At 60.4% G+C, this 20,002-nt stretch carries 31 protein-coding genes and 2 pseudogenes; 31 read left to right on the forward strand and 2 right to left on the reverse strand.

Annotated elements, in window-relative coordinates; genetic code table 11:
• The 24 genes and pseudogenes from LXM55_RS31695 (at position 1) to LXM55_RS31805 (ending at position 14,865) form a co-directional block, all read left to right on the forward strand.
• Positions 1-1,113, forward strand: coding sequence for a phage baseplate assembly protein (locus tag LXM55_RS31695; RefSeq protein WP_233324061.1), 1,113 nt, complete (start codon positions 1-3; stop codon positions 1,111-1,113).
• Positions 1,110-1,622, forward strand: a complete 513-nt coding sequence (locus LXM55_RS31700; protein ID WP_233324063.1) for a phage baseplate assembly protein V — start codon at positions 1,110-1,112, stop codon at positions 1,620-1,622. The genes LXM55_RS31695 and LXM55_RS31700 overlap by 4 nt, the downstream gene beginning before the upstream one ends.
• A complete protein-coding gene (locus LXM55_RS31705) occupies positions 1,622-2,017 on the forward strand; it encodes a phage GP46 family protein (RefSeq protein ID WP_442799803.1) in 396 nt (131 codons plus the stop codon). The genes LXM55_RS31700 and LXM55_RS31705 overlap by 1 nt, the downstream gene beginning before the upstream one ends.
• Entirely contained in the window at positions 2,007-3,047 is a 1,041-nt protein-coding gene (locus tag LXM55_RS31710; RefSeq protein ID WP_233324066.1) for a baseplate J/gp47 family protein, read from the forward strand. Before LXM55_RS31705 ends, LXM55_RS31710 begins: the two co-directional genes overlap by 11 nt.
• Positions 3,038-3,637, forward strand: coding sequence for a YmfQ family protein (locus LXM55_RS31715; protein WP_233324067.1), 600 nt, complete (start codon positions 3,038-3,040; stop codon positions 3,635-3,637). Before LXM55_RS31710 ends, LXM55_RS31715 begins: the two co-directional genes overlap by 10 nt.
• 3 nt (positions 3,638-3,640) lie before the next feature.
• A pseudogene (locus tag LXM55_RS32885) lies at positions 3,641-4,303 on the forward strand (phage tail protein); the annotation flags it as partial.
• A gap of 426 nt (positions 4,304-4,729) precedes the next feature.
• Positions 4,730-4,987, forward strand: a complete 258-nt coding sequence (locus LXM55_RS32890) for a gp53-like domain-containing protein (RefSeq protein WP_442799804.1) — start codon at positions 4,730-4,732, stop codon at positions 4,985-4,987.
• A complete protein-coding gene (locus LXM55_RS31725) occupies positions 4,987-5,418 on the forward strand; it encodes a phage tail assembly chaperone (RefSeq protein WP_233324071.1) in 432 nt (143 codons plus the stop codon). Before LXM55_RS32890 ends, LXM55_RS31725 begins: the two co-directional genes overlap by 1 nt.
• A 179-nt stretch (positions 5,419-5,597) precedes the next feature.
• Positions 5,598-5,834 carry a hypothetical protein gene (locus tag LXM55_RS31730; RefSeq protein ID WP_233324072.1) on the forward strand — a complete coding sequence of 79 codons (237 nt, stop codon included), beginning with the start codon at positions 5,598-5,600 and terminating at the stop codon, positions 5,832-5,834.
• 217 nt (positions 5,835-6,051) lie between these two features.
• On the forward strand, positions 6,052-7,080 hold the full coding sequence (locus tag LXM55_RS31735; protein WP_233324073.1) for a hypothetical protein: 1,029 nt from the start codon (positions 6,052-6,054) through the stop codon (positions 7,078-7,080).
• 806 nt (positions 7,081-7,886) lie between these two features.
• A complete protein-coding gene (locus LXM55_RS31740) occupies positions 7,887-8,543 on the forward strand; it encodes an AAA family ATPase (protein WP_233324074.1) in 657 nt (218 codons plus the stop codon).
• Positions 8,544-9,031: 488 nt separating this feature from the next.
• Entirely contained in the window at positions 9,032-9,280 is a 249-nt protein-coding gene (locus LXM55_RS31745) for a hypothetical protein (protein ID WP_233324075.1), read from the forward strand.
• Between the two features lie 49 nt (positions 9,281-9,329).
• The gene (locus LXM55_RS31750; protein WP_233324076.1) at positions 9,330-10,796 is read left to right on the forward strand and encodes a hypothetical protein; all 1,467 of its coding nucleotides are present in this window, start codon (positions 9,330-9,332) and stop codon (positions 10,794-10,796) included.
• 235 nt (positions 10,797-11,031) lie between these two features.
• Complete coding sequence (locus tag LXM55_RS31755; RefSeq protein ID WP_233324077.1) at positions 11,032-11,361, forward strand: type II toxin-antitoxin system RelE/ParE family toxin; 330 nt, start codon at positions 11,032-11,034, stop codon at positions 11,359-11,361.
• 172 nt (positions 11,362-11,533) lie between these two features.
• Positions 11,534-11,821, forward strand: coding sequence for a helix-turn-helix domain-containing protein (locus LXM55_RS31760; protein ID WP_233324078.1), 288 nt, complete (start codon positions 11,534-11,536; stop codon positions 11,819-11,821).
• Positions 11,822-11,920: 99 nt separating this feature from the next.
• On the forward strand, positions 11,921-12,172 hold the full coding sequence (locus LXM55_RS31765; RefSeq protein WP_233324080.1) for a hypothetical protein: 252 nt from the start codon (positions 11,921-11,923) through the stop codon (positions 12,170-12,172).
• Positions 12,173-12,206: 34 nt separating this feature from the next.
• The gene (locus tag LXM55_RS31770; RefSeq protein WP_233324082.1) at positions 12,207-12,434 is read left to right on the forward strand and encodes a hypothetical protein; all 228 of its coding nucleotides are present in this window, start codon (positions 12,207-12,209) and stop codon (positions 12,432-12,434) included.
• Between the two features lie 53 nt (positions 12,435-12,487).
• Positions 12,488-12,718 carry a hypothetical protein gene (locus LXM55_RS31775; protein ID WP_233324084.1) on the forward strand — a complete coding sequence of 77 codons (231 nt, stop codon included), beginning with the start codon at positions 12,488-12,490 and terminating at the stop codon, positions 12,716-12,718.
• A gap of 172 nt (positions 12,719-12,890) precedes the next feature.
• On the forward strand, positions 12,891-13,124 hold the full coding sequence (locus LXM55_RS31780; protein ID WP_233324086.1) for a hypothetical protein: 234 nt from the start codon (positions 12,891-12,893) through the stop codon (positions 13,122-13,124).
• A gap of 56 nt (positions 13,125-13,180) precedes the next feature.
• Positions 13,181-13,483, forward strand: coding sequence for a hypothetical protein (locus LXM55_RS31785; protein ID WP_233324088.1), 303 nt, complete (start codon positions 13,181-13,183; stop codon positions 13,481-13,483).
• A 28-nt stretch (positions 13,484-13,511) separates the two neighbouring features.
• Positions 13,512-13,784, forward strand: a complete 273-nt coding sequence (locus LXM55_RS31790; RefSeq protein ID WP_233324090.1) for a hypothetical protein — start codon at positions 13,512-13,514, stop codon at positions 13,782-13,784.
• Positions 13,781-14,050 carry a hypothetical protein gene (locus tag LXM55_RS31795; protein WP_233324092.1) on the forward strand — a complete coding sequence of 90 codons (270 nt, stop codon included), beginning with the start codon at positions 13,781-13,783 and terminating at the stop codon, positions 14,048-14,050. The genes LXM55_RS31790 and LXM55_RS31795 overlap by 4 nt, the downstream gene beginning before the upstream one ends.
• Positions 14,050-14,496 carry a hypothetical protein gene (locus tag LXM55_RS31800; protein ID WP_233324094.1) on the forward strand — a complete coding sequence of 149 codons (447 nt, stop codon included), beginning with the start codon at positions 14,050-14,052 and terminating at the stop codon, positions 14,494-14,496. Before LXM55_RS31795 ends, LXM55_RS31800 begins: the two co-directional genes overlap by 1 nt.
• A 126-nt stretch (positions 14,497-14,622) precedes the next feature.
• The gene (locus LXM55_RS31805; RefSeq protein ID WP_233324096.1) at positions 14,623-14,865 is read left to right on the forward strand and encodes a hypothetical protein; all 243 of its coding nucleotides are present in this window, start codon (positions 14,623-14,625) and stop codon (positions 14,863-14,865) included.
• A 74-nt stretch (positions 14,866-14,939) separates the two neighbouring features.
• On the opposite strand, the gene LXM55_RS31810 is transcribed toward LXM55_RS31805, so the two are convergent.
• Both LXM55_RS31810 and LXM55_RS31815 read right to left on the reverse strand, forming a co-directional pair.
• Positions 14,940-15,392 (reverse strand): hypothetical protein, encoded by a 453-nt coding sequence (locus LXM55_RS31810; RefSeq protein ID WP_233324097.1) that lies wholly within the window; start codon positions 15,390-15,392, stop codon positions 14,940-14,942.
• Between the two features lie 392 nt (positions 15,393-15,784).
• On the reverse strand, positions 15,785-16,435 hold the full coding sequence (locus tag LXM55_RS31815; RefSeq protein ID WP_233324099.1) for an XRE family transcriptional regulator: 651 nt from the start codon (positions 16,433-16,435) through the stop codon (positions 15,785-15,787).
• Between the two features lie 151 nt (positions 16,436-16,586).
• Between LXM55_RS31815 and LXM55_RS31820 the strand changes: the two genes are divergently transcribed.
• The 7 genes and pseudogenes from LXM55_RS31820 to LXM55_RS31850 form a co-directional block, all read left to right on the forward strand.
• The gene (locus tag LXM55_RS31820; protein ID WP_233324101.1) at positions 16,587-16,808 is read left to right on the forward strand and encodes a hypothetical protein; all 222 of its coding nucleotides are present in this window, start codon (positions 16,587-16,589) and stop codon (positions 16,806-16,808) included.
• Positions 16,805-17,380 (forward strand): hypothetical protein, encoded by a 576-nt coding sequence (locus tag LXM55_RS31825; RefSeq protein ID WP_233324103.1) that lies wholly within the window; start codon positions 16,805-16,807, stop codon positions 17,378-17,380. The genes LXM55_RS31820 and LXM55_RS31825 overlap by 4 nt, the downstream gene beginning before the upstream one ends.
• Before the next feature lie 279 nt (positions 17,381-17,659).
• Positions 17,660-18,055: a hypothetical protein gene (locus LXM55_RS31830; protein ID WP_233324104.1), complete on the forward strand. Its 396-nt coding sequence runs from the start codon at positions 17,660-17,662 to the stop codon at positions 18,053-18,055.
• Complete coding sequence (locus LXM55_RS31835; RefSeq protein ID WP_233324105.1) at positions 18,055-18,486, forward strand: hypothetical protein; 432 nt, start codon at positions 18,055-18,057, stop codon at positions 18,484-18,486. The genes LXM55_RS31830 and LXM55_RS31835 overlap by 1 nt, the downstream gene beginning before the upstream one ends.
• Positions 18,473-18,751: a hypothetical protein gene (locus LXM55_RS31840; RefSeq protein WP_233324107.1), complete on the forward strand. Its 279-nt coding sequence runs from the start codon at positions 18,473-18,475 to the stop codon at positions 18,749-18,751. The genes LXM55_RS31835 and LXM55_RS31840 overlap by 14 nt, the downstream gene beginning before the upstream one ends.
• A gap of 12 nt (positions 18,752-18,763) precedes the next feature.
• Positions 18,764-19,411 (forward strand): hypothetical protein, encoded by a 648-nt coding sequence (locus LXM55_RS31845; protein ID WP_233324109.1) that lies wholly within the window; start codon positions 18,764-18,766, stop codon positions 19,409-19,411.
• Between the two features lie 133 nt (positions 19,412-19,544).
• Positions 19,545-20,002, forward strand: a pseudogene (locus tag LXM55_RS31850) (tyrosine-type recombinase/integrase); the annotation flags it as partial.

The following is a 20,002-nucleotide window of genomic DNA, read 5'->3' on the forward strand; positions in this document are numbered from 1 at the left end:
ATGCATGAACAGAACGCTGTCACGCTGAGCGTGAACGGCTTGGATTATGCCGGCTGGAAGAAAGTGAGCATCAGCGCCGGCATCGAGCGCTTGTGTCGAGACTTCAAGCTCGACGTGACCTGGCGCTGGCCTGGCCAGGTCGAGGAAATCCCGATTCGCCAGGGCGACTTTTGCCAGGTCCGCATAGGCGGCGATCTGGTGCTGTCGGGCTGGATCTTTGGCACGCCGGTTAGCTACGACAGCAAGTCGGTAACGCGCTCGATCCAGGGCCGATCCGTGACCGCGGATCTGGTGGATTGCTCGGCGATCAACAAGCCAGGCCAGTGGAAGGGGCAGAGCATCCAGCAGATTGTGCAGGCCCTCGCCGAGCCCTACGGCGTGCAAGTGCGGAGCCAGGCCGATGAAACCACAAAGCTGACTGAGCACAGCATTGAGCCGGGGGAATCGGTGTTTGAGTCCATCGACCGGCTATTGACCCTCTCGCGCTTGTTGGCCACGGACGACAGCCAGGGCCGGGTGGTGATCATTCGCCCGGGCAGCGCCGGCCGGGCGGTGGATAGCCTGCAGCTGGGTGAAAACATCCTGACCGGTTCGGCGGATCTGGACTTTTCCGGGGTGTTTTCTGAATACGTTGTCACCGGCCAGCGCGCTGGCAATGACGACGACTACGGCGCCAAGGCCTCGGAAATCAAGGCTTCGGCCGAAGACCCTCGCGCAGCGCGCAAGCGCGTGCTGCAGATTCACGAAAGCGGGCAGATTACCCCGGAGCTTGCCAGCGCCCGGGCTAACTGGGAGCGCGGCAGCCGCATGGGCAAGGCGCTAACTCTGCACTACAAAATCCAGGGTTGGCGGCAGTCGAACGGCGCGCTGTGGCTGCCGAACATGATTGTTCGGGTGGTAGATCCGCTGATCGGCATGGACCGTGACCTGCTGATCAGTGAAATCGAGTACAGCCTCGACGAGTCCGGAACCGTCGCGAATCTTACGGTGGCACCGCCGGACGCTTTCGAGCCGGAGCCGAAAGACCCGCACAAGAGCCGCAAGCTCAAGAAGGGCGGCAAGGCGGACAACTTCGAATACCTCATACCTGCCGACTGGAAGCCCGAACCATGAAACCAGCACGCAACAACGTGGCCAGGGGCGAGGTCGCCTTGGTGAACCCTGCCGGCAAGCTGCAGGGCCTGCAAATGCGCCTGACCGCAGACGAGGTTCGCGATGGCCTGGAGCACTTCGAACCCTACGGCATTACGTCCAACCCGCACCCGGGCGCCGAAGGTATCGCGCTGTTCCTGGGTGATGGTCGCTCGCATGGGGTGGTGCTGAACGTCGCGGACAGGCGCTTTCGTCTGCAGGCGCTCGCACCGGGCGAGGTGGCTTTGTACACCGATGAGGGCGACGTGCTGCACTTCAAGCGCGGTCGGGTGATCGAGATTGAAACCGTAACCCTCAAGGTCAAGGCCTCGGGCGGTGTGGAGTTTGATACGCCGGAGATCCGCACGACCGGGAAAATCGTCTCTGCCGGCGATCAGGTGGCCGCCGGCATTAGCCAGGTTCGGCACGCACACACCGGAGTTGTACCCGGCCCTGGTCAGTCAGGCCCGCCTGCAGGGGGTGGCCAATGATCCTGCAGGACGACGCTACCGACGCCGCTTGGCAGCGCGCCGCCGTTATCAGCCTGCTGACCTGGCGCCGTGCCGGTCAAGACGACCGGATCGACGACGCCGAGCGCTTCGGCTGGTGGGGTGACAGCTTCCCCAGCCTGGCCAATGACCGCATCGGCTCGCGGCTGTGGCAACTGCGCCGGGCGAAGTTGACCGCCGAAACCGCGCAGACGGCCGAGGCGTTCGCCCGCGAGGCCCTGGCCTGGATGACCGAAGACGGCCGGGTCACAACCGTTACGGTCACGACGACTCGCGGGGTGGATCGGCTGGAGCTGCAGGTGCTGCTAACCCTGCGCGACGGCCGAACGATCGATGTTCAACTAGACAATCTATGGCAGGTGATCAATGCCGTTTAATACCCCCAGCCTGCCCGAGCTGATCAGCCGCGAGCTGTCGAGCCTGGCCGGCTCCAGCGCCCTGGTGCGCTCCGATGCCGAGGTGCTGGCCAGGGTGCTAGCCGCTGCCTCGTTCGGCCGCTACGGCCATCAGAAGTACATAGCCGACCAGATTTTGCCAGACACTGCAGATGAAGAAACGTTGCTGCGCATGGCTCAGGCGCGGCTCAAGCGCGGGCGCCTGCAGGCGGTGGCCGCGTCGGGCGTGGCGGCGTTCACCGGGGCCCCCTCGGCGCCCCTCGATGCCGGCACGCTGCTGCAGCGTGATGACGGAGTGCGCTTTCGCGTTACGGTAACGACGACCTTGGCCGGCCCTGCCGGCGAGGCCAAGTTAGAGGCCCTGGAGCCGGGCCCCCTGGGCAACACCAGCGCCGGGGCAGTCCTGCGCCTGGTGTCGCCCGTCCTGGGCGTCAACGCGGCGTTTACTGTGCAAGCCCCAGGGCTTCGCGGTGGCGTCGCCCAGGAGAGCGTAGAAGCCCTACGCGCTCGGGTGATTCGCTCGTATCGGGTGATCCCGCACGGCGGCAGTACCAGCGATTACGAAACCTGGGCCCTTGAGGTGGCCGGCGTGACCCGCGCCTGGGTCGTTCGGCACTTCATGGGGCCGGGCACGGTCGGGCTGTTCTTCATGCGCGACAACGATCCCGATCCGATCCCCAGCGCCCAGGCCTGTGCCGAGGTTCGGGCCTACATCGAGCGCGAGCGGCCGGTGACGGCCGAGCTGTACGTGCTGCCGCCGGATGAAAAACCGGTTCAGTACGAAATCAAGGTGATGCCGGACAGTTCGGCGGTTCGCCGTGCGGTAGAGGCCGCGCTGATTGATTTGCACAGCCGTGAGTCGGCCTTGGGCGCGGAGCTGTTGTTGACGCATATCCGCGAGGCTATCAGCGGCGCAGCCGGCGAACGCGATCATGAGTTGCTGAGCCCAGCGGCGAACGTCAAGGCAGCCCCTAATCAGTTGCTGACCTATGGGGGTGTGCTGTGGCGATAAGAACCGCCGAGGACTACCGCGCCCAGCTGCAGGCGCTGTTGCCCCCCGGGCCGGCCTGGGACCGGGAATTTAACCCGGGGCTGGATTCGCTGCTGCAGGTAGCGGCGGATCTGCTGGCCCGCGAGGACGCCCGGGCGGCGGATCTGCTTGCCGAAAGCAACCCCTACACGGTGCGCGAGCTGGTGCCCGACTGGGAGCGGGTTATGCACCTGCCTGATCCCTGCCAGGGCGAGTCGCCGAAGTTTGAGGACCGTCAGCTGGCTGTCAGGCGGCGGTTGGTCGAAGCGGGCGGGCAGTCTCCGGCTTACTTCGTCGAGCTGGCTGTTAGTCAGGGCTATCCGCATGCTCGGGTGATCGAGCATCGGGCGCCCCGGTTCGGCCGGGCACGCTTTGGCTTGTCCCATTTTGGGACGTGGACAGCCCAATTCATGTGGACCCTTGACGCGGGACCACGGCGACGGCTCGGGCGCCGATTCGGCGCGAGCTATTGGGGGAATCGCTTCGGGGCCAACCCTAGCGGCGCTTTGGAATGTGCGTTACGGCGTAGTGCGCCAGCGCATACAAACGAATTCATAAAGTACAACGGGTAAGACATGGACTTTCCAAAAAGCATTCCAGGCATAGGCTTGGTCGATGGCCAGTTCGCGGACGAAAACGCGACCACCGGCCAAATCGGTTCACTTATTCCAGCTTCATGGGGCAACGCGGTCACTAAAGAAATTCTGGCCGTAGTCAAGGCGGCAGGGCTTACGCCGAGTGAGTCAGACGTTACCCAGTTGCTCAAAGCTATTCAGACTCTCTCGGCGACTGACGCCAAGCGCTCGGTGGTTTGCGCGACGACAGGCCCTATTGCGTTGAGCGGCTTACAGACGATTGACGGCGTGCCTCTGGTCGGCGGTGAGCGGGTGCTTGTGAAGAACCAGGCTAACGCTGCGCAGAACTGGATTTACGTGGCCGATGGTGGAGCGTGGCAGCGCGCCCAAGATGCGAATGAAAGCATTGAGTGTGTGCCGGGGCATCTGGTGCCGGTGCAAAACGGAACGGTCAACTACGGTACTGTGTGGCAGTTCCAGAGCACCGGCTGGCCAACGCTCGGGACTTCGCAGCTTACCTTCGTCCAAGTGCAAGGGCGTACTGGCGTATCGGCTGGGACGTACAAGAGCGTTACAGTTGACCAGTTCGGCCATGTGACGGGAGGTAGCAACCCTACCAGCCTGGCGGGCTACGGCATTAGCGATGCGTACAACAAGACGGATACCGCTTCCCTTATCACGCAGGCAACGAAGGATCTTGCGCCGAAAGCCACGACATTAGCTGGCTACGGGATTACTGACGGGTTACGTGTCGGCGATGCGTACAACAAGGCGGATACCGGTTACCTCATCACGCAGGCAACGAAGGATCTTGCGCCGAAAGCCACGACATTAGCTGGCTACGGGATTACTGACGGGTTACGTGTCGGCGATGCGTACAACAAAGCGGATACCGGTTACCTCATCACGCAGGCAACGAAGGATCTTGCGCCGAAAGCCACGACATTGGCTGGCTACGGCATTTCTGATGCTTACAACAAGAGCGAAACGTACAACAGGGGGGATATCAAGTATTTGATTGGCCAGGCGGTCGACGCCTTACTGCCTAAGCGCAATTTTGCGGTCAATGACTTCATTCGGATTCCTGACGTGCCGGGAGGGCTGATTATACAGATGGGGTCTGCATTGGTCGGGCCTGAGTCGTCTCTTGATGTTAGTTTGCCTATTTCATTCACGACAATTCGTGGCGTGGTGGCAGGAATGGGGGCGTTGGGCTGGACCATTTACGGGAATTATTCAGCTTATGCGGTGCCAATTTCGAACGGGGCTATCAGATTGACGCAAGACGTTTCTACGTCGAGCGGGCACACCAATCAAACGATCTACTATATCGCATGGGGTAACTGATGGGATTCCTCTATAGCTTTGAAGCGGCGTCTTGGTACCACCCTGATTACAACGCAGAGATTCCGGTGGATGCGGTCAAAGTAGAGCAGAGCCTGCGGGATGAACTGCTGGCCGGTGTCGGCATCGATACTGTGATCGTGAAGGGGAAAAACGGAATGCCGGAGCTTGGGCCGCGACCACCCGCGCCACCTGATCAGCTCATGGCGCGGGAACGGCGGTGGCGGGATGCTGAGCTAGCGGCGGTCATGTGGCTGCGGGAGCGGCACCGGGATCAACTTGAGATTGAAGCCCCGGTGACGCTGACAGGCGAGCAGTTCAAGGAGCTGCTTTTGTACATGCAAGCCCTGCGCGACTGGCCGCAGTCGGCGGACTTTCCTGATGTTCAGCGCCGACCTTCGGCGCCACCCTGGATCGCTGAGCAGACCCAGTAAACGCCCCGCATTGACGGGGCGTTTTCTTTTTTTTACGGCGAGTGGAATTCAGGCAGTCGGCCGTTATCCTGATTTTCACAACCCCACGTAAGTCGTGGGCCAGCGGCTAACATACTGTTTGTATGTACAGTATTTTGCCGTATAAGATCGGCATCGGCCGAAGTAGGGAGGGAGCACCCATGGCACAAGACTCAGAAAAAACGAAGGCGGCAGAGCACCACGGCTCTGCGCGTAACGCGAACCCGTTGATACAGGGGAACATAGGGGACACCATTGCCGCGACCCGTCACTACGTGGCGGATATGGCGAATGCGGCCTCATTGGATGATCAGCAATCACCCGGCAGCGTGCTGCGGTTGCTGGTGGTTTTAAGCGCTCTGGATCATCTGGCCGGGGAAAAACTTCATCACAGATAGTGGAAAAGTGATTTTCGCATGATATGCTTTCGGGCATCCGGCATAGACGCCGAGCTAAGAATTTAGAAAAAACAAGGGCTTAGAAAAAAGAAAACCCCAGGCCGGCAAGCCTAGGGTTTTCGGTGATCGTTCCGCTAGAAGCTCTGGAAGACCGCGACAGGTCAGAGTTTAGTGGACGGTCCCCTTCGAAGCAAGCCTATTGCTTAGGGGAAGTTGTATGTCCGCCATGATGGCCGATGACGTCCCGCAGCCTTTGCGCTGGGGTCGCAGTCTTTATAAGTATCCAGGGCTCTACCTGGGAACCGGAAATCGCTGTGGGCACGACCCGCTGACGCTTGCCGTTGATCGTCTGAACTTGCATACGCCGAGCGGTGGTAACTGGCCGAAGTTGATTCAGGTCGCGATTGACCGTGTTCAGGCCTATTTCAAGCAGGCAGACGCCTTGCCCCCTCTGGCGCACCTCTCAAGGAAGCAGAATCAAGACGGTTCTATGCGCCAAAATCGCAGCGAGGCACGCGAAGGGCATGCCCTGGTGCTGTCGGTGATCTTTACATACCTTGATCTGAAATCCTTGCGGGTGGGCTACTACACCAGCACGGGGGCCTTCGTCAGTATTTCCTTTTTGGACATTGCCCGGCGTTGCGACATGACCTGTCAGGTCAAGGTGCGCGATGACGCCGGCCAAGTCGTTGCTGGCCAGTTCAAAGAGGTACCAACCTCGCGATTTTGGCGCACGGTGCGCGACCTCAAGAAAGCCGGCGCTATTAGTGTTTTCGAGCAGTACGAGGAGAAGGACGCCGGCAAGCGCGCCCTAACCGCGATCAAGGCTTTCAGCGAGAAATTCCTACGCCTTATTGCCGGCTGGACCGCAAAGCGTGTCGAGAAAGCACGCAAGCGGGCGCACCAGCGCGTGGGCGGTTTCCTGCTTGGCGCGATTGAGGCCGGCGTCGAGAACGTCAATCAGCGCAAGAGTCTGGTCAAAGAGATTCAATCGGCCAACGTCAAGCGCGAGCTGTTCGGCGAGGCTTCGACAAAGAATCGCCAGCCGGTCACCGGTGGTGCGCGTGAGTCCGTCGAGGCCGCCCTGAAACAGGAATACGCCGAGCTTGAAGCCAAGGTGCTTATCAGCATCAAGGCCGCCCTTGGCCGGCCGCCACGCGGGCTTGAGCAGTTGAAACTGCAGGCCCAACATGGCTGGATCAAATACGACGACTTTGTACGTCGACGACTCTCCGGCGGCAGCTAGCCCGCCACCCTCCTTCCGTGTTACCCCGCCGCCCCTGATCGCCAGGGCGCCCCACCATGGGCGCTTTCTGGCGTTTCTGCGCTTACCCCTGCCCATTTCCCGGCCCTGCACGTAAAGGCCGCCAGAATTGGCGTCAGGGCCCACGACCGCCCCTTGCCCCCCCCTTCCGCCGCACGCAAATGGCGTCGCTTGCGCCGCGCCGAGAAATTTAACTCACACCCCAGAAATATTAAGTCCCCTTAGAATTGGTTTAAGTCCGTGTCGGTCTTTCCCGGTATACAACCAGAGAAGCTTGGCCAGCCTACGGCTGTCCTAAAATGCCTCGGACAAGCCGAGAACGGTTTGTTTGCGCCTGTGCTTCGCACAGGCAATGGGGGTGCCCGCAATTCGTGCCTACGGCACGGCGGGGCCCGAACAACTCGCTGAAGCCACCGCCGCCGTTCCGTCAGTAAGGCGCCTTCCAGTCGCTGTGGGCCGCGCTAACTCCAATTACACCCACTAGACCGCGTAGCGTCCCTTCGCTCCTTCACGCGCCGCCTACGGCTGGCCTGTCGCGCAAGCGCTCCGGCAACCAGTGAGGGGGGGTGGGGTCGCGCTCCGTGGTCACCGTCGGAGACGATCAGCGCCTGGCCGCCTTTCGGTGGCGGTACATCTGATGGGGATCAGTGGTCCGTTGCGCGCCTGGTTGGGCAGCTGTTCCCGGGCTGGCCATCGGGTGCCGCAGATAGAGGGCGGCATAAAGATTGACACAAGGTACTAAATGGATATCCTTTTGGTATCCATTTAGTATCTTTCGGGGGGTGCGTGTGTCCATTTTTTTGTTTGGCAACACTAAGGGTGGCGTAGGGAAATCAACCACCGTGGTGCAGGTTTCTATAGGCCGCGCTCTACAAGGTAAAGACGTGCTTGTCGTCAATGCCGACCGGCAATCATCATCATCCAAAGCCATCGACCGCCGGGATGAGGCAGGCGTTACGCCGAGTGTGACGCTAGTTGCTTACCCTGACGGTGAGCAATTGCGCACTCAAGTTCTGCGCCAGGTGAGCAAGTACGACGATATTATTATTGATGCTGGCGGCCGTGACAGCTCAGCGTTGCGTCACGCGATGATGATTGCTGACGTCATGCTTGTGCCCATTGTTCCAGGGAACTTTGAACTAGATGCGCTGGAAGATGAGCTGGTGCCGCTGATCAAAGAGATTCAGGCGTCACGCGGGGATAACCCGCTTCCGATCTACGCCTATCTCAACATGGCCGAGCCTAACAAGTTCTCCAGTGACAACCTTGACACCCGAAAGTCTATCGAGAGCTTTCCGGAGCTGCAGTTTCTTGATTTGAACGTTGTGAGACGCAAAGCCATTGCGGCGGCCTCGACAACTGGACTTTCGGTCAGGGAAATGAAAGTGAAGGACTTTAAGGCGGTCAAGGAAATTGACGCGCTGATAGCAGCGCTATTTAATTGAATATCCTTTAGCTATCCTTACGATATCTAAATGGTCTACTTAGAATATCTGGAAAGTATCTTATGAGTGTAATTAAGCGCGCACCCAAGCCGGCGACCGCTGACCCGGCTTCGGATCAGGCGGCAATCAAAGCGGCCGCTACGGCACCTGATAGCAGCCTGAAAAAGAACGTTCGTGGTAACCGTGTGATGTTCTCTGTAGGGTTTGAGCCTGATCTGATGGCAGAGCTAGACGCCGCTCGGGGTAAGCTTGGGCTTTCGCGCCCTGCTTACCTAAAGTTAGCGCTGCGGCGCTTGCTCGATGCTGGTGTTTGAGCCGTAAGGATATCTAAGGGATCTCAAAGGGATATCCTTTTGGTATTGCAAGGATATTCTTTTGTGGTATATTTCGGGTATACAACGAACCGGAGTAGACCCGATGACCATCGCAAACCCACGCCCCCAGGCGCAGCAAGTAGCCGGCGCCATCCTCGACCAGCTCGCCGCTTCATGATGATGACCGGCGCCCGTGACGTGGTGGTCACACCCAACGGCCTGCAGTTTCGCCTGCCGGCGAACTTCGCCCAAGGCGGCGTCAACATGATCCGCGTCGAACTGAGCGCCGATGACACCTATGCAGTGATCGCTGGCCGCTGGGCGCGCCTGGACTTCAAAGAGAAGGCCCGCGAGTCCGGTCTCTATGCCGAAGATCTGCAGCGCGCCTTTACCCGCCTGACCGGCCTTGATACCCACCTGTAAGGACACAGCCCCGGCCACGGCCGGGGCGCTCATAGAGCGAGCTGTAGCCATGATTGATCCCCTAGACCGTGAAACCCTGGACCTTGTCGAGGCGTGCGCTCAACCGATGTCAGGCCGTGAGCGTGCTAAGCGGCACCGCGAGAAAAAGCGCCGCGAGCGCGAGGCCGGCCAGCGTGCCGAGCTGGACCTTAAGGCCCCGGAGCTGGCCGTAATGGCCGTGGCCCTGGGCGAGTTCCGCAAGCGTTGGGCACGTTGCCCGAGCAAGGCGCAGGCCGCTGACGCGCTGCTGCCACGGTTGCCGGTGCCGGACCTGCAGGCGGTGTTCCCCGGGGATTCCGCGTGGCTTCCGGATGCACTGCGGCAAGGCGCGACGTTTGCCGACTGGCCAGCACACAGCAGCTATCAAGCTGACTCGGGGTTTCTGGATCTGCAGCAGTACCGGCAAACCCCGCTCGGGCAACCGGAGGTTGATAGCCTGGTGTTCCCGGGGGATACGGTGTGGACCAGTTACGGCAGTGGCCCCTATGTGGTGCGCGAGGTGGCCGCTCAAGGCTGTCGAGGAATGCGCTGTTTTACCCTGGCGCTGGTTGACCTGGGCGAGGACAAGCCGGGCAAGCGTAAGCGCGAGGCGAACGCTTGGATTAATGAAGTGGTCGCTGTGGATGGGCGCTTGCTTAAGCTGTTTGCGAACAACTGCGATGAAGTGTTTATAGCGCGCCGCGAGCTGGCCAGCGGTTATATCGAAGACAGCGAGGCCGACGCTGTGCGCGCTGAGTGCCGGCGAATCGTGGCGCAGAATATGGCCGCCTATAGTCAGACCATGGACGGCGCCAAGCCGCTGCCGACGAGCTTTGATGAACTGGTGTTGAAGCTGCTGCCGTTCAAGGATCGGCAGTTGCTGGAGTGGGCCCAGCGCAACGAGCAGCAAGCCCGGGAAACCCCGCTTGCTGAGGCCTATCCTGAGAGTTCCAAAAAACGCAGCCTGCTGGGCCAGGCGCTGACGGACAAGGTCGAGCTGAACGGCCGCTATCAGGTGCTGCTGGAGCAGGCCATAGAGCTTTACGAGCTGGTAGACCTGGGCCAACACACACCGCGCCTGAGCAATCCGGCGGCTTTCCTGCGCGAATACAAGCGCTATTCCGAGGGCTACGCGATCAATGCAGCCACCGAGGGCGCCGAGTGGGCCCGCAAGCGGTTTAAGGGCTTCGGCAAGGCACCGGCCCCAGGGGCCGACCCTGCCGAGTTGGCCAAGGAGCTGGCCGCGCAACGCGCCGAGAACCAGCGCCTGCAGGAAGCCCTGCAGCAGATTGCCAAGGAGGTCAGCGGCGGCCCTGTGGCCAAGCCTGCGCCGAGCAAGATCGAGGCGCAGTTGCGCGAGGAAATCGCCGGCCTGCAGCGGGAACAAGGCCTGCTGATCGCCGAGCGCGGCAAGGCAAATGACGCGGTGTCCGTGCTGCAGGAGCGCCTGGAAAAGGCCGGGCTGCCCAGTGACTACCGCCGGCAGCCGGGCGAATAATCCCACTCCGCGTTACCCGTAACAAAAACCCTCACCAAGGCCGGGAGAACCCTGGCGATGAGTGGGGGCTTGTTTCTATATCGAAGTCGATATAGGATAATCGTACTGGCGTGGAACCGTTCGCATAAACCCATAGATTCGGAAGCGACGCACCCAGTTTCAACTCACTAAATGAGGCATCGCACCATGGCATACGCATTCTTTCCACATCATCTGAGGCGACCGAGGAGGTCAAGTGAAGCGACAGCAATCGAAGGAAATCAAGTGGGTTGGTAGTAGTCTGGAAGCCCTGCGGGACTTCCCTAAAACAGCAATGCAGCGAGCAGGCTACCAGTTGCAAGGCCTGCAGGACGGCGAAGAGCCGGACGACTGGAAGCCAATGAAAACCGTTGGCCCGGGTGTGAATGAGATCCGGATCAAGTGCGAGGACGGGGCTTTTCGCGTGTTTTATGTGGTAAACCGGCCGGAAGCAATCTACGTGTTGCATGCCTTCCGCAAGACCACTGAAAAGACGGAAAAGCGCGATATTGATCTGGCCAAGGACAGATTGAAATCGCTGGGATGATCGCAGGGCAGGGCGCGGCAGATACCCCTTCATCGTTTCGGTGAAGGGGTAAGCTGCTAGCGGTGATCCCTACTCATAGAACATTAATAATGTGCCCCTGACGTAACTGAAATAACGAAATAACGAATTAACAACCTAACGAAATGAAGTGATACCAGTGAGGTATAAATGTATGGCAAACGAACGCGCTACCAGTGTGTGGGATGCGTTGGTTGACACGCCAGAAGAAGCCGAAAACCTGCGCCTCCGTTCCAAGCTGATGCGTGCGATCACCCGGGTCGTGAAGTCCTGGGACGTATCGCAAACCGAAGCAGCCCGGCGGCTGCATATCACTCAGCCGCGGCTGAATGATTTGCTGAAAGGGAAGATTGATAAATACTCCCTGGACGCCCTCGTAAACCTGTTGGCTGCGGCCGACCTCGAAATTGAAATCAGCGTCAGCAACAAAAAAGCCGCCTAGGTTTCGGCGGTGTGTCGAACAACTGAAAGGGGTTGGCCATGTGGTGGTCAGCCCTTTTTTGTATCCGTTATCCATAACGAGCAGAAAGGAATCTCTACGATGAATCGTCCCCCTCAAGCCCTGGCGCCTGTGCCGGAACCTCTGACCATTACTCTGCAAGGCCATGACCTGGAACCCCTGCGCGCCTACCGTGAGGCGGTGCATGCGCTTAAGGTGGAAAACTGGCCGGCCGAGGCCAAGGAAGGGCGCGGGCCGTTGCGGTACAAGGAGCATTACAAGAGGCAGAAGGAGGCGGCCGCCGACGCTTTGGCGCATTGTCTGAGTCGCCAGATTGACCGGCTGCCCGCGTGACCTGTCACGACCCCAACAGAAAGGAGTCCCTGCTATGCACAGTCCTGCCATGCAAAAGCTGGTTGCTGAACAAATCGCCTACGAGGGAATCATTCAAGGGATTTGCCGATGGCGCCCGGATCTGCAGCCGGGCGAAGTCAAGGCGCAGATCCAGCGCCTGGCTGAGGCCGATATATACACGCACTACCAGTGGGCCGAGTCGTGCCAGATGCGCGCCCGCAAAGGTGAGCCGCTGCCGTGGGAAGCATCCGCGAGCGAGTGAGCCGGCCCGCGTTACCCGTAACGACTTAATCCAAAAGGAAAGGAACCCGTTTTATGTCGACTGAACAATCGCAACAACTCGGCGCGCCGCTGACCGTGGTACTCGACCCGGTGGCTATGCACCTGGTGCAACGCTTTCGTGACTGTTACGCGCGCTATCAGGCGTGCGAGGACACGGCGCAGATGCGCGAGCTGGGCAAGCAGGTGGACGACTGGGCATTCAAGCTGGCCTGTACAGTAGAGTCCAGCGTAGAGCAGGCGGAAAAGGCCGCAGCCAAAGGGTAGGGCGCTGCGCTTCGAATAACGTGTCATATGTTTAATGACCCCCGTCACTTGCCCAGGTGCCGGGGGTCTTTTTTTCTGTCCGCGTTCATCACTTTTCAGTAAAGTGATATATCACTATCGGCAAAAGTGATTTTACGCACTGCCCGCCACTCACTCGCAAAGGAAGGACACCATGCCCGCACCGCCCGAACTGACCGCCGCGAATGCCACGCATCAGCTGATCTGTCAGCACGTCTGCCGCTGGACGAAGACTTACGCGATGCCGTGCCACGTCCTCAAGGCCATGCCCGGCGACCGCGTGAAAGTTCTGGTGTTCGGCGAGCGTCATTGGCGCGGGCGCGAACATGTCCGCCGCGTGCGCTACGTCGAAGCGGGCCGCGTGCGGCCGGTACCGGCATCGGCGTAACCAAACAGATGACGCGTGACGCGTCACACCATCATTGAGAGAAGGAGATTCAGACCATGGCAGTCATGAGCCAAGCCGAACAAGAGCGCAACGGCGCCCGGCTGCAGGGCTACATTGATTCATTCGCCGGCCTCGACGACCTGCACGACCTGCGCCTGCAGGCGGCCGAAGCCGGCGGCTATCTGGCCGGCATGATCGAGTTCGGCGGCTGCCCGGCGATGGTCGCCGAAGCCTGGGCCGAACGCATCAAGCAGGCCGCCGCCAAGCGCCGCCGGGCCCTCAACGCCAAGGCGCGCGCCCATGGCATCCCCGGCACTTCGTTTCAACGCCTGAACGCGCTGGCCCTGCAGGGCGAGTGATGCGCCCTATCGAAAAGGAGTATTGCCCATGACGACCCCTGTACGTGATCTGACCCGGCCCCTGTTGGCCTTTTGGGTCGGGGATGACGACATTTACGCGGCCGAGGATGAAGCCCAGGCGCTGGCCCTGGCCAATGCCATTGCCGGGCCTGGCACCTATGGCCTTGACGACGTGATGCCCGTCAGCGCGGACACCCTGGACGATCGCCTGCGCGATGAGGCCGGGCGCTTGGCCTGGACCCTGCGCGGGCTGCTGCTGGATCAGAAAGAGCCGGGCTATCTGGCGGGGTATGAGCAATGAGCGGCCAGCCTGAACCGCTGATGAGCGCGGCCCGGCGGTTTGTCGCGGCGCGGCCCTTCACCGGGCCCCGGGCGCTGATGCGCCGCTTTGGCATCGGCCTGCAGGGCGCGCGCTGGTTGCTGGTCAACCTGGAACAACAGGGCGTTGTGCGCGGGCACTGGCGGCGCCTGGTGGCGGCCGGCAGCCTGGGCGGGAGCGAGCTGTATTCGTTCCGGATCTACCGGGTCCAGCCGTGGGCCTGGCGCTCGCTGCAAGGCGGTGCCTGATGGCGCGCAAGAAAGCCAAGGAAACCCAAGAGCCGCCCCAGCTGACCCTGGCCCGCGTCCAGGCGCTGGAAGCGCGCGCCCTGCAGCTGGTGGCGGCAATCGAACGGGTCGACACGGCCGACGATCTGGAAGACGCGGCCTATTACGTGAAGTGGTTCACCGGCTCGATGGTCAAGGAGGGCTATCACCCGGTCGCCGCCGAAGGCTTCGCCGCCCTGGGGCGCAAGGCGGTGGCCGCCGCCCAGGTGCGCCTGGGGCTGCTGCGCGATGCCCCGGGGCTGCCGAAGACCGAGGCCGGCGCGTTGGATGCCGGCTACTTCAAGACCCGGCTCAAGGCCATGATTGCCGTGCTGTCGAACTACAGCCCGGCCGAGCTGGCCCGCGAGTGCGCGCGCCTGGCCCGGCGCGCCGATCCGCGGGTGCTGCAAGAGGACGAATTTCAATGAGCTCAGCCCGGTCGACGCATTGCGTTGGTGGTTAGCGGTTGCGGACGTTACCGTAACGGCGGTTTACTGCGCGGCATTGAGTGAGGGGGATCAGGTGGCGGTTATTGATGCAGCGGCGGCGGCCCGATGAAGCGAAAAGGGTTTGATGAGGGGCAATTACTGGAGTTGATCGCCAGCGGCTCAGTGCGTGAGTGCAAGGTCGCGCGGCATGGTGATCGCTGGGCGGTCTACGTGCGCCTGGGCGGGCCTGGAGCCAGCTGGCTGGCCGTGCGCTCGCAGCGCGAAGCGGTGCGCACCTGGGCGAGCTTGGACACCCTGGAGCGATTCACCTCGGGGGCTGGCATCCGGTCGTTTGCTGTCGAGTCATGACGCGTCACATTGCCAATAAAAAGCCCCGAATCAGTCGGGGCTTTTTTGTATTCGAAGGCGTAATTAATGTGAGGTCAGCTCATTATTCGCAGCGCGCTGGTGATCTGAAAGCATTCAGCCAGTCGCGCGCTTTCGTGATGATCGCCAGGGCCGCTAGCGGCACGGCTGACGCTGTTTCGGGCTAGTCGTGAGGCTGGTGCGGTACGACTATTGCGCCGAGTTTGATTGCGGTTTCCATCGTCCGCGCTCTCAACTGCACATAGAGTTGAGAGCAATAGGCATAGAGCGCGAGGGATAAGAACGCCGAGAACAAAACCCCTGGAAATCATGTGGCCCGGGGTGGAAGCCCCTAGTTTTTTTCTGACCTGCATTTCAATCATGCGGAAGGTAGCAGGGTCAGTTTGTGTTGCCTCCATGATTGCAGGCTGTGTATTTCCGTTTGCCATCGCCACCAGAATAGTTTGCTCTAGCTCTGAAAGGTTTTGCCCTGGTGCCCCAATCACATCATCATTTTTCAGCGCGATCATTTGTTTCGTCCGTGAGTTGCAGGCGTGCTAGCGGTCTGTTTCCGTTGGAATTGTGCCCACGGCATTTGCCAGGCTCTGCGATTCTTCGGCAGCTTTTGCGGCTAACAAGTCAATTCTTAACAGGGCTTCTTGCTGGTCGCTTCCGCCGTCGATTGCTTGCGCAGCGAGCGCTTGAATGGAGGCAAAAAGGGCGCTCTGAGTGTGAATAGACCGCGTGATTAGTGACCTTGTCGGCGCGCAGAATGTTTTTAGGGGGGCTAGCGTGGTTTGGCTTGCAGCGTCGATGCTTGGTTGCAATAGGTTCATTCCTGGGCCCTACTTCCTGTGTTGTTGTTTCCACTTAAAGTGGAAAGATTAGGCAGATTTAGCCCCTCTTTATTGGGGGCTAGTAATTATCTACTTGTGACGATCATCACAACACGCCCGATTATCTGGATTTTTTGAAGCTCGGCGGCAGTGAGTTTCATGTCTGGATACTGGTCTGGGTCGGTGGAGCTGATTGTAAAAGTCTCATCCATTTCTGGCCGAATCCATCGAATCCAAACGCGCCCGCTAACGAGAATTGCAAACAAGTCTCGCTGCGTTACTTCCTTTTTGTGCAGATCAATCAGCGCTCTATCGCCTTTCGCCAGAAGCCCGGACATGCTGTCGTCTGGAACGCGAACCAGCATCAGGGTTTCGTGCGAGAGGTTGTGCTCACTTAGGAAGGCGGCGCGGAAAGCTAGAGCGTCGTCCGCTATTGAGTTATCAAGCAATAGGCCCGGCTCATTCGTCCCGGTTTGAGGGAAAAAGTAGTCTCCGGCGTGCTGGTTCTCGTCAAGCCCCGCAAGCCAGCTTGCAGGCACTCCATACAGTTTTCCAAGCGGTACGAACGCCTCAAGTTTCGGCAGGCGTTCGCCTAGCTCCCACATGTTCATGCCAGTTGTGCCGATTGGGTTGGTCACCAAGTGAGATAGCCGTTTGACGGCCTCCTCAAGAGTCCATCCCCGATCATCCCTGCACTTCCTTAAGCGCTGTCCGATGGTCCTTCTTAGGTCGGTCATGCTTTCTCAGTATCTCCGTTTCAGATTGGCCGATTTTAGCCGGCCTGGTTGCTCATTCCTACACTAATTGTGGAAAAATCTAAATTTTTCTTGCTATCAGAGGGCCATGCTTTCAATATTTCCACAAACAGTGATATTGGGATCTCTTATCGTGGATCTGAACGAGTGGATTGATAGTAAAGGCGGCGTTGCTGGTGCAGCTGAAATCCTCGGCGAGTCGCCCCGGGCCGTTGCAAGCTGGTACTACACAGAGCGCGCGCCGAAGCTCAAGTCTGTCGTCAATATCATAGAGAAATCAGGCTATCAGGTTGATTTTAATGGCGTTTTTGAGCCCATGGCGCGAGCCATGTTCGGATTCAAAAGGCCTGAATGATGGGGTGGATTCGCTTGTCATCCGCCTTTTCATCGTCTGACCTGATTCAGCGAGCAGAGCGCAAATTTGGCCTTATCGGCTATGCCCGGACGGTCAAGCTTCTTGAGCTTTTGGCTGCCGGTGAGATGCTTTCGGGCGGAACCATCCCGCTGCCAAAAAGCGATTGGCTCGACGCCCTGCAGGCCTCGCCGGAAGAACTGCATGAGCTGCTGAACTTCCTTACCAAATGCGGCTGGCTGACCTACTCCGAGGGCCAGGAGCCTGGCGCCCCGCTGGTTATCCACTTCAAGCACGCTGACGACTTCCTGCCCCAGGCGGAGCCGCTTCTTTTCGTGTCCGCCGATCAGTGGGTTTTCTGGTGTGAAACCGAGCTGAACATGCGCCGCGAAGTGACCGGCGACCCACACACCCTGGCCCTGTTCCGGCGGTGGTGTGCATCGAACGTTACCGTAACGGAAATGCTGCAGGCCTGTGACGAGGCCGCCCCGAGCAATCCCGAGCTAACCCCCAGCGTACTGCATGCACAGCTGCAGTCGGTCCGCCGTGCGCGCCTGGAAAAAGCCCGGGGCTGACGTGTCCAGGCTGCTGCAGACGCTCAAGCACTGCCGCTGCCGCGTGCGCAAGTGCGGCAGGCGCTTTAAGGGGGTTCCGGGCCTTACTGACTGCCCGGCCTGCGGTCGCCCTGGGCGACTCGACAAGTGGGCCCAGTCGAGGCCCTGGCGGGCTCTGACCTGCCGCTGTGACGCTTATCCATATTACCACCGCCAGGGCGGTGGCAAGTGCAACGGCCCACGTACTTGGCCAGACCTACCCGGCATTGCCGGCTTACCGTTTTGAGGGGAGCAATACACATGATTCTAATCGGACTGACTGGCGGTAAGCCTGAGAGCCGCAAGGAGATTGCCGAGCGCCTGGAGCGTTTCGGCGGCAGTCGCTTGAAGACTTGGGCTGGTACTGACGTGCGCCGGGCTTCCCGCGTGCGCGATCTGGTGATTGCCCTAAACGATGCGGCCACCAATAAGGCCTTGGGTGGGCTTGTTGTATTCAACGTCATGACCCTGGATGAGGCACAAGAGATTCGCCGCCGTGGCGGTGTTATCTGGCACGTCATGGGGACGCCTTCCGAGTCCGTTCCGATTGTGCGCGGCGATCCCCTGGTTACCCATATGCAGGGTGGTTGCCGGCACTACCTCGATGCGCTCGATGCATTCTCTGAACACCTGCTGAGCATTGCGGCGGCGCACTGATGGCAGCCCCTGAAACTGCATTAGACAAGCTGCTGCACGCCTGGGCGGCTTGGACCTATGGGGGGATTGGAGGGATTGGCTCCGGCGGCAGCATGCTGGCCCAGCTGATCGACAAGAAAGGTGAAATCTTTTTCGGCGGCTCTACCGGCTCCAGCGGCCCCTCTGATGGGATAGAGCAGCAAATAGAGGCTGCCGTTATGCAAATGGCGGCGAAGGATCTGCAGCAGGCTGACGCGCTGCGCTTGGAATACTGCGCCGGCTGGTGGTGGGTGTGTGAGCGCTGGAGCATCAAGGACTACGACCCGTCTACAGCCTCGCAACTGGACCGCGCCCGGGCGCTGGGGATGAGCTGGAGAACCTACAAGCGCCGCCTTGCTGCGGCCCGACAAATGATCGCCGAGAGGTTAGAGGCCCACTATGAAAAGCACTGACATTGAAAGTCTTGAATCCCATGTAGTGACGCGCTCCGGGGGCTGTCATGTCTGCGGCACCATCAAGGTGCTGAGGCGCCACACCCTGGAGCTGCAGGCGTTCATTACAGCGCTTACAGATCATTACGCGGCCCCAGGGCCCACCCCGGAGAAGACCGCCGAGCATTACCGCCTGGCCGCCCGCGCCAAGGATCTGCGCGCCAAGTTCGAAGCCATGCCGCTTCACAACCCTGCTGTATTCACCTCCCGACTGCAGAACCAATAAGGAGCGCCGGTTATGACCGAAGCCAAAAGCAAGACCCCAAAGGCCGAAAAGGCTAAAAGCGAAGCCGTCCAGGCTGTAGCCCCTGCGCAGCTCGATCAGGCGCCCGAGGCTCCAGCAACTGCCCCAGCAGTCGCGCCGGCCCCTGCTGCTGCAGCGCCGCAATCTGCAGAGACTCCAGCCCCTGCAGTAGCACCGCAGCCACCGGCAGAAAACCCGGCCTCGACTACTCAGGCGCCCGATACTCCCACCGCCCAAGTAGTGGAAGCGCCGTCTGAGGGGCTGGGCGGGCTAATAGAGGTGCCTGCCGAGGACCGGGCCTGGCTGGGCATCGACCTGGCTGAAAATGCCGGCTTTTGGGCCTTCTACGGCCAATCCTGCCCGGCAGCTATTGACGTGCTGAAAGAGCGTTGCCGGCAGGTGCAAGACGAGGGCCATAGCACCGAGCGTGACGACGCCTATACAGACCACCAGCTGCCTGCTGCAGCAATTTGTTATGCCATTCAGGCATCCAGCTTGCCGGCACACCGTGCTGTTTTCTCCTGGCCGTTCCAGGGCAACACCTTTAAGCCGTCCTCTCGCCGTCGCTGCCTGGTCAAGGCCGCTGCCTTGCTTCTGGCCGAAATCGAACGCCTCGACCGCGCCGAGCCCCCGGCCACCTGACCGCGTACGCATGACCCTTTTCGCCGTCCCTAACCCCGCTGTTTGCCCGCCTGTTGCGTGGGTAGGGGATGGCTACGCCCTGAACGCGGCCTGACCTTCCTTCACTGTCTGGCCGCCCTTGAGGTTGCCCGACATGAGCCAAAGCAACACCCTTCATATCAAGTTCACTGACGCCGAGCTGCGGCGCCTGGCTGAACAGTCCGTTACGCGTAACGTGCGTGACCCCCGTCACCCTGCGCTACATTTTCGATTCGGCAAGGACAGGGCCCGCGGTTCCTGGCATGTGGTCCGCCATGTCGCCGGCAAGAGTCCTTCCCGCAAGCTGGGCAACTGGCCCGACATTCCCGCCAAGACCGCCATAGAGCTGCTGCCCAAGCGCCTGGCCGAGCTGACCGCCGATCCTTCGTCGATTGTCGCCGTGTCGTCCTGGTCGTGTGTCGAGGATCTGTTGCGCTGGTACGGCGACCGCATCCAGCGCACCCGCAAACTGTCGAGCGACTGGAAAGACAACGTTCGTTCGCTGATCGCCTGCCAGCTGCTGCCGCGCCTGGGCTCGCTTGGGCTGCAGCAGGTGGACCGCCAGGCTCTGGA

Origin of the sequence: Pseudomonas sp. Au-Pse12 (assembly GCF_021341665.1) — a bacterium.
In the GTDB taxonomy this organism is placed as follows: domain Bacteria; phylum Pseudomonadota; class Gammaproteobacteria; order Pseudomonadales; family Pseudomonadaceae; genus Aquipseudomonas.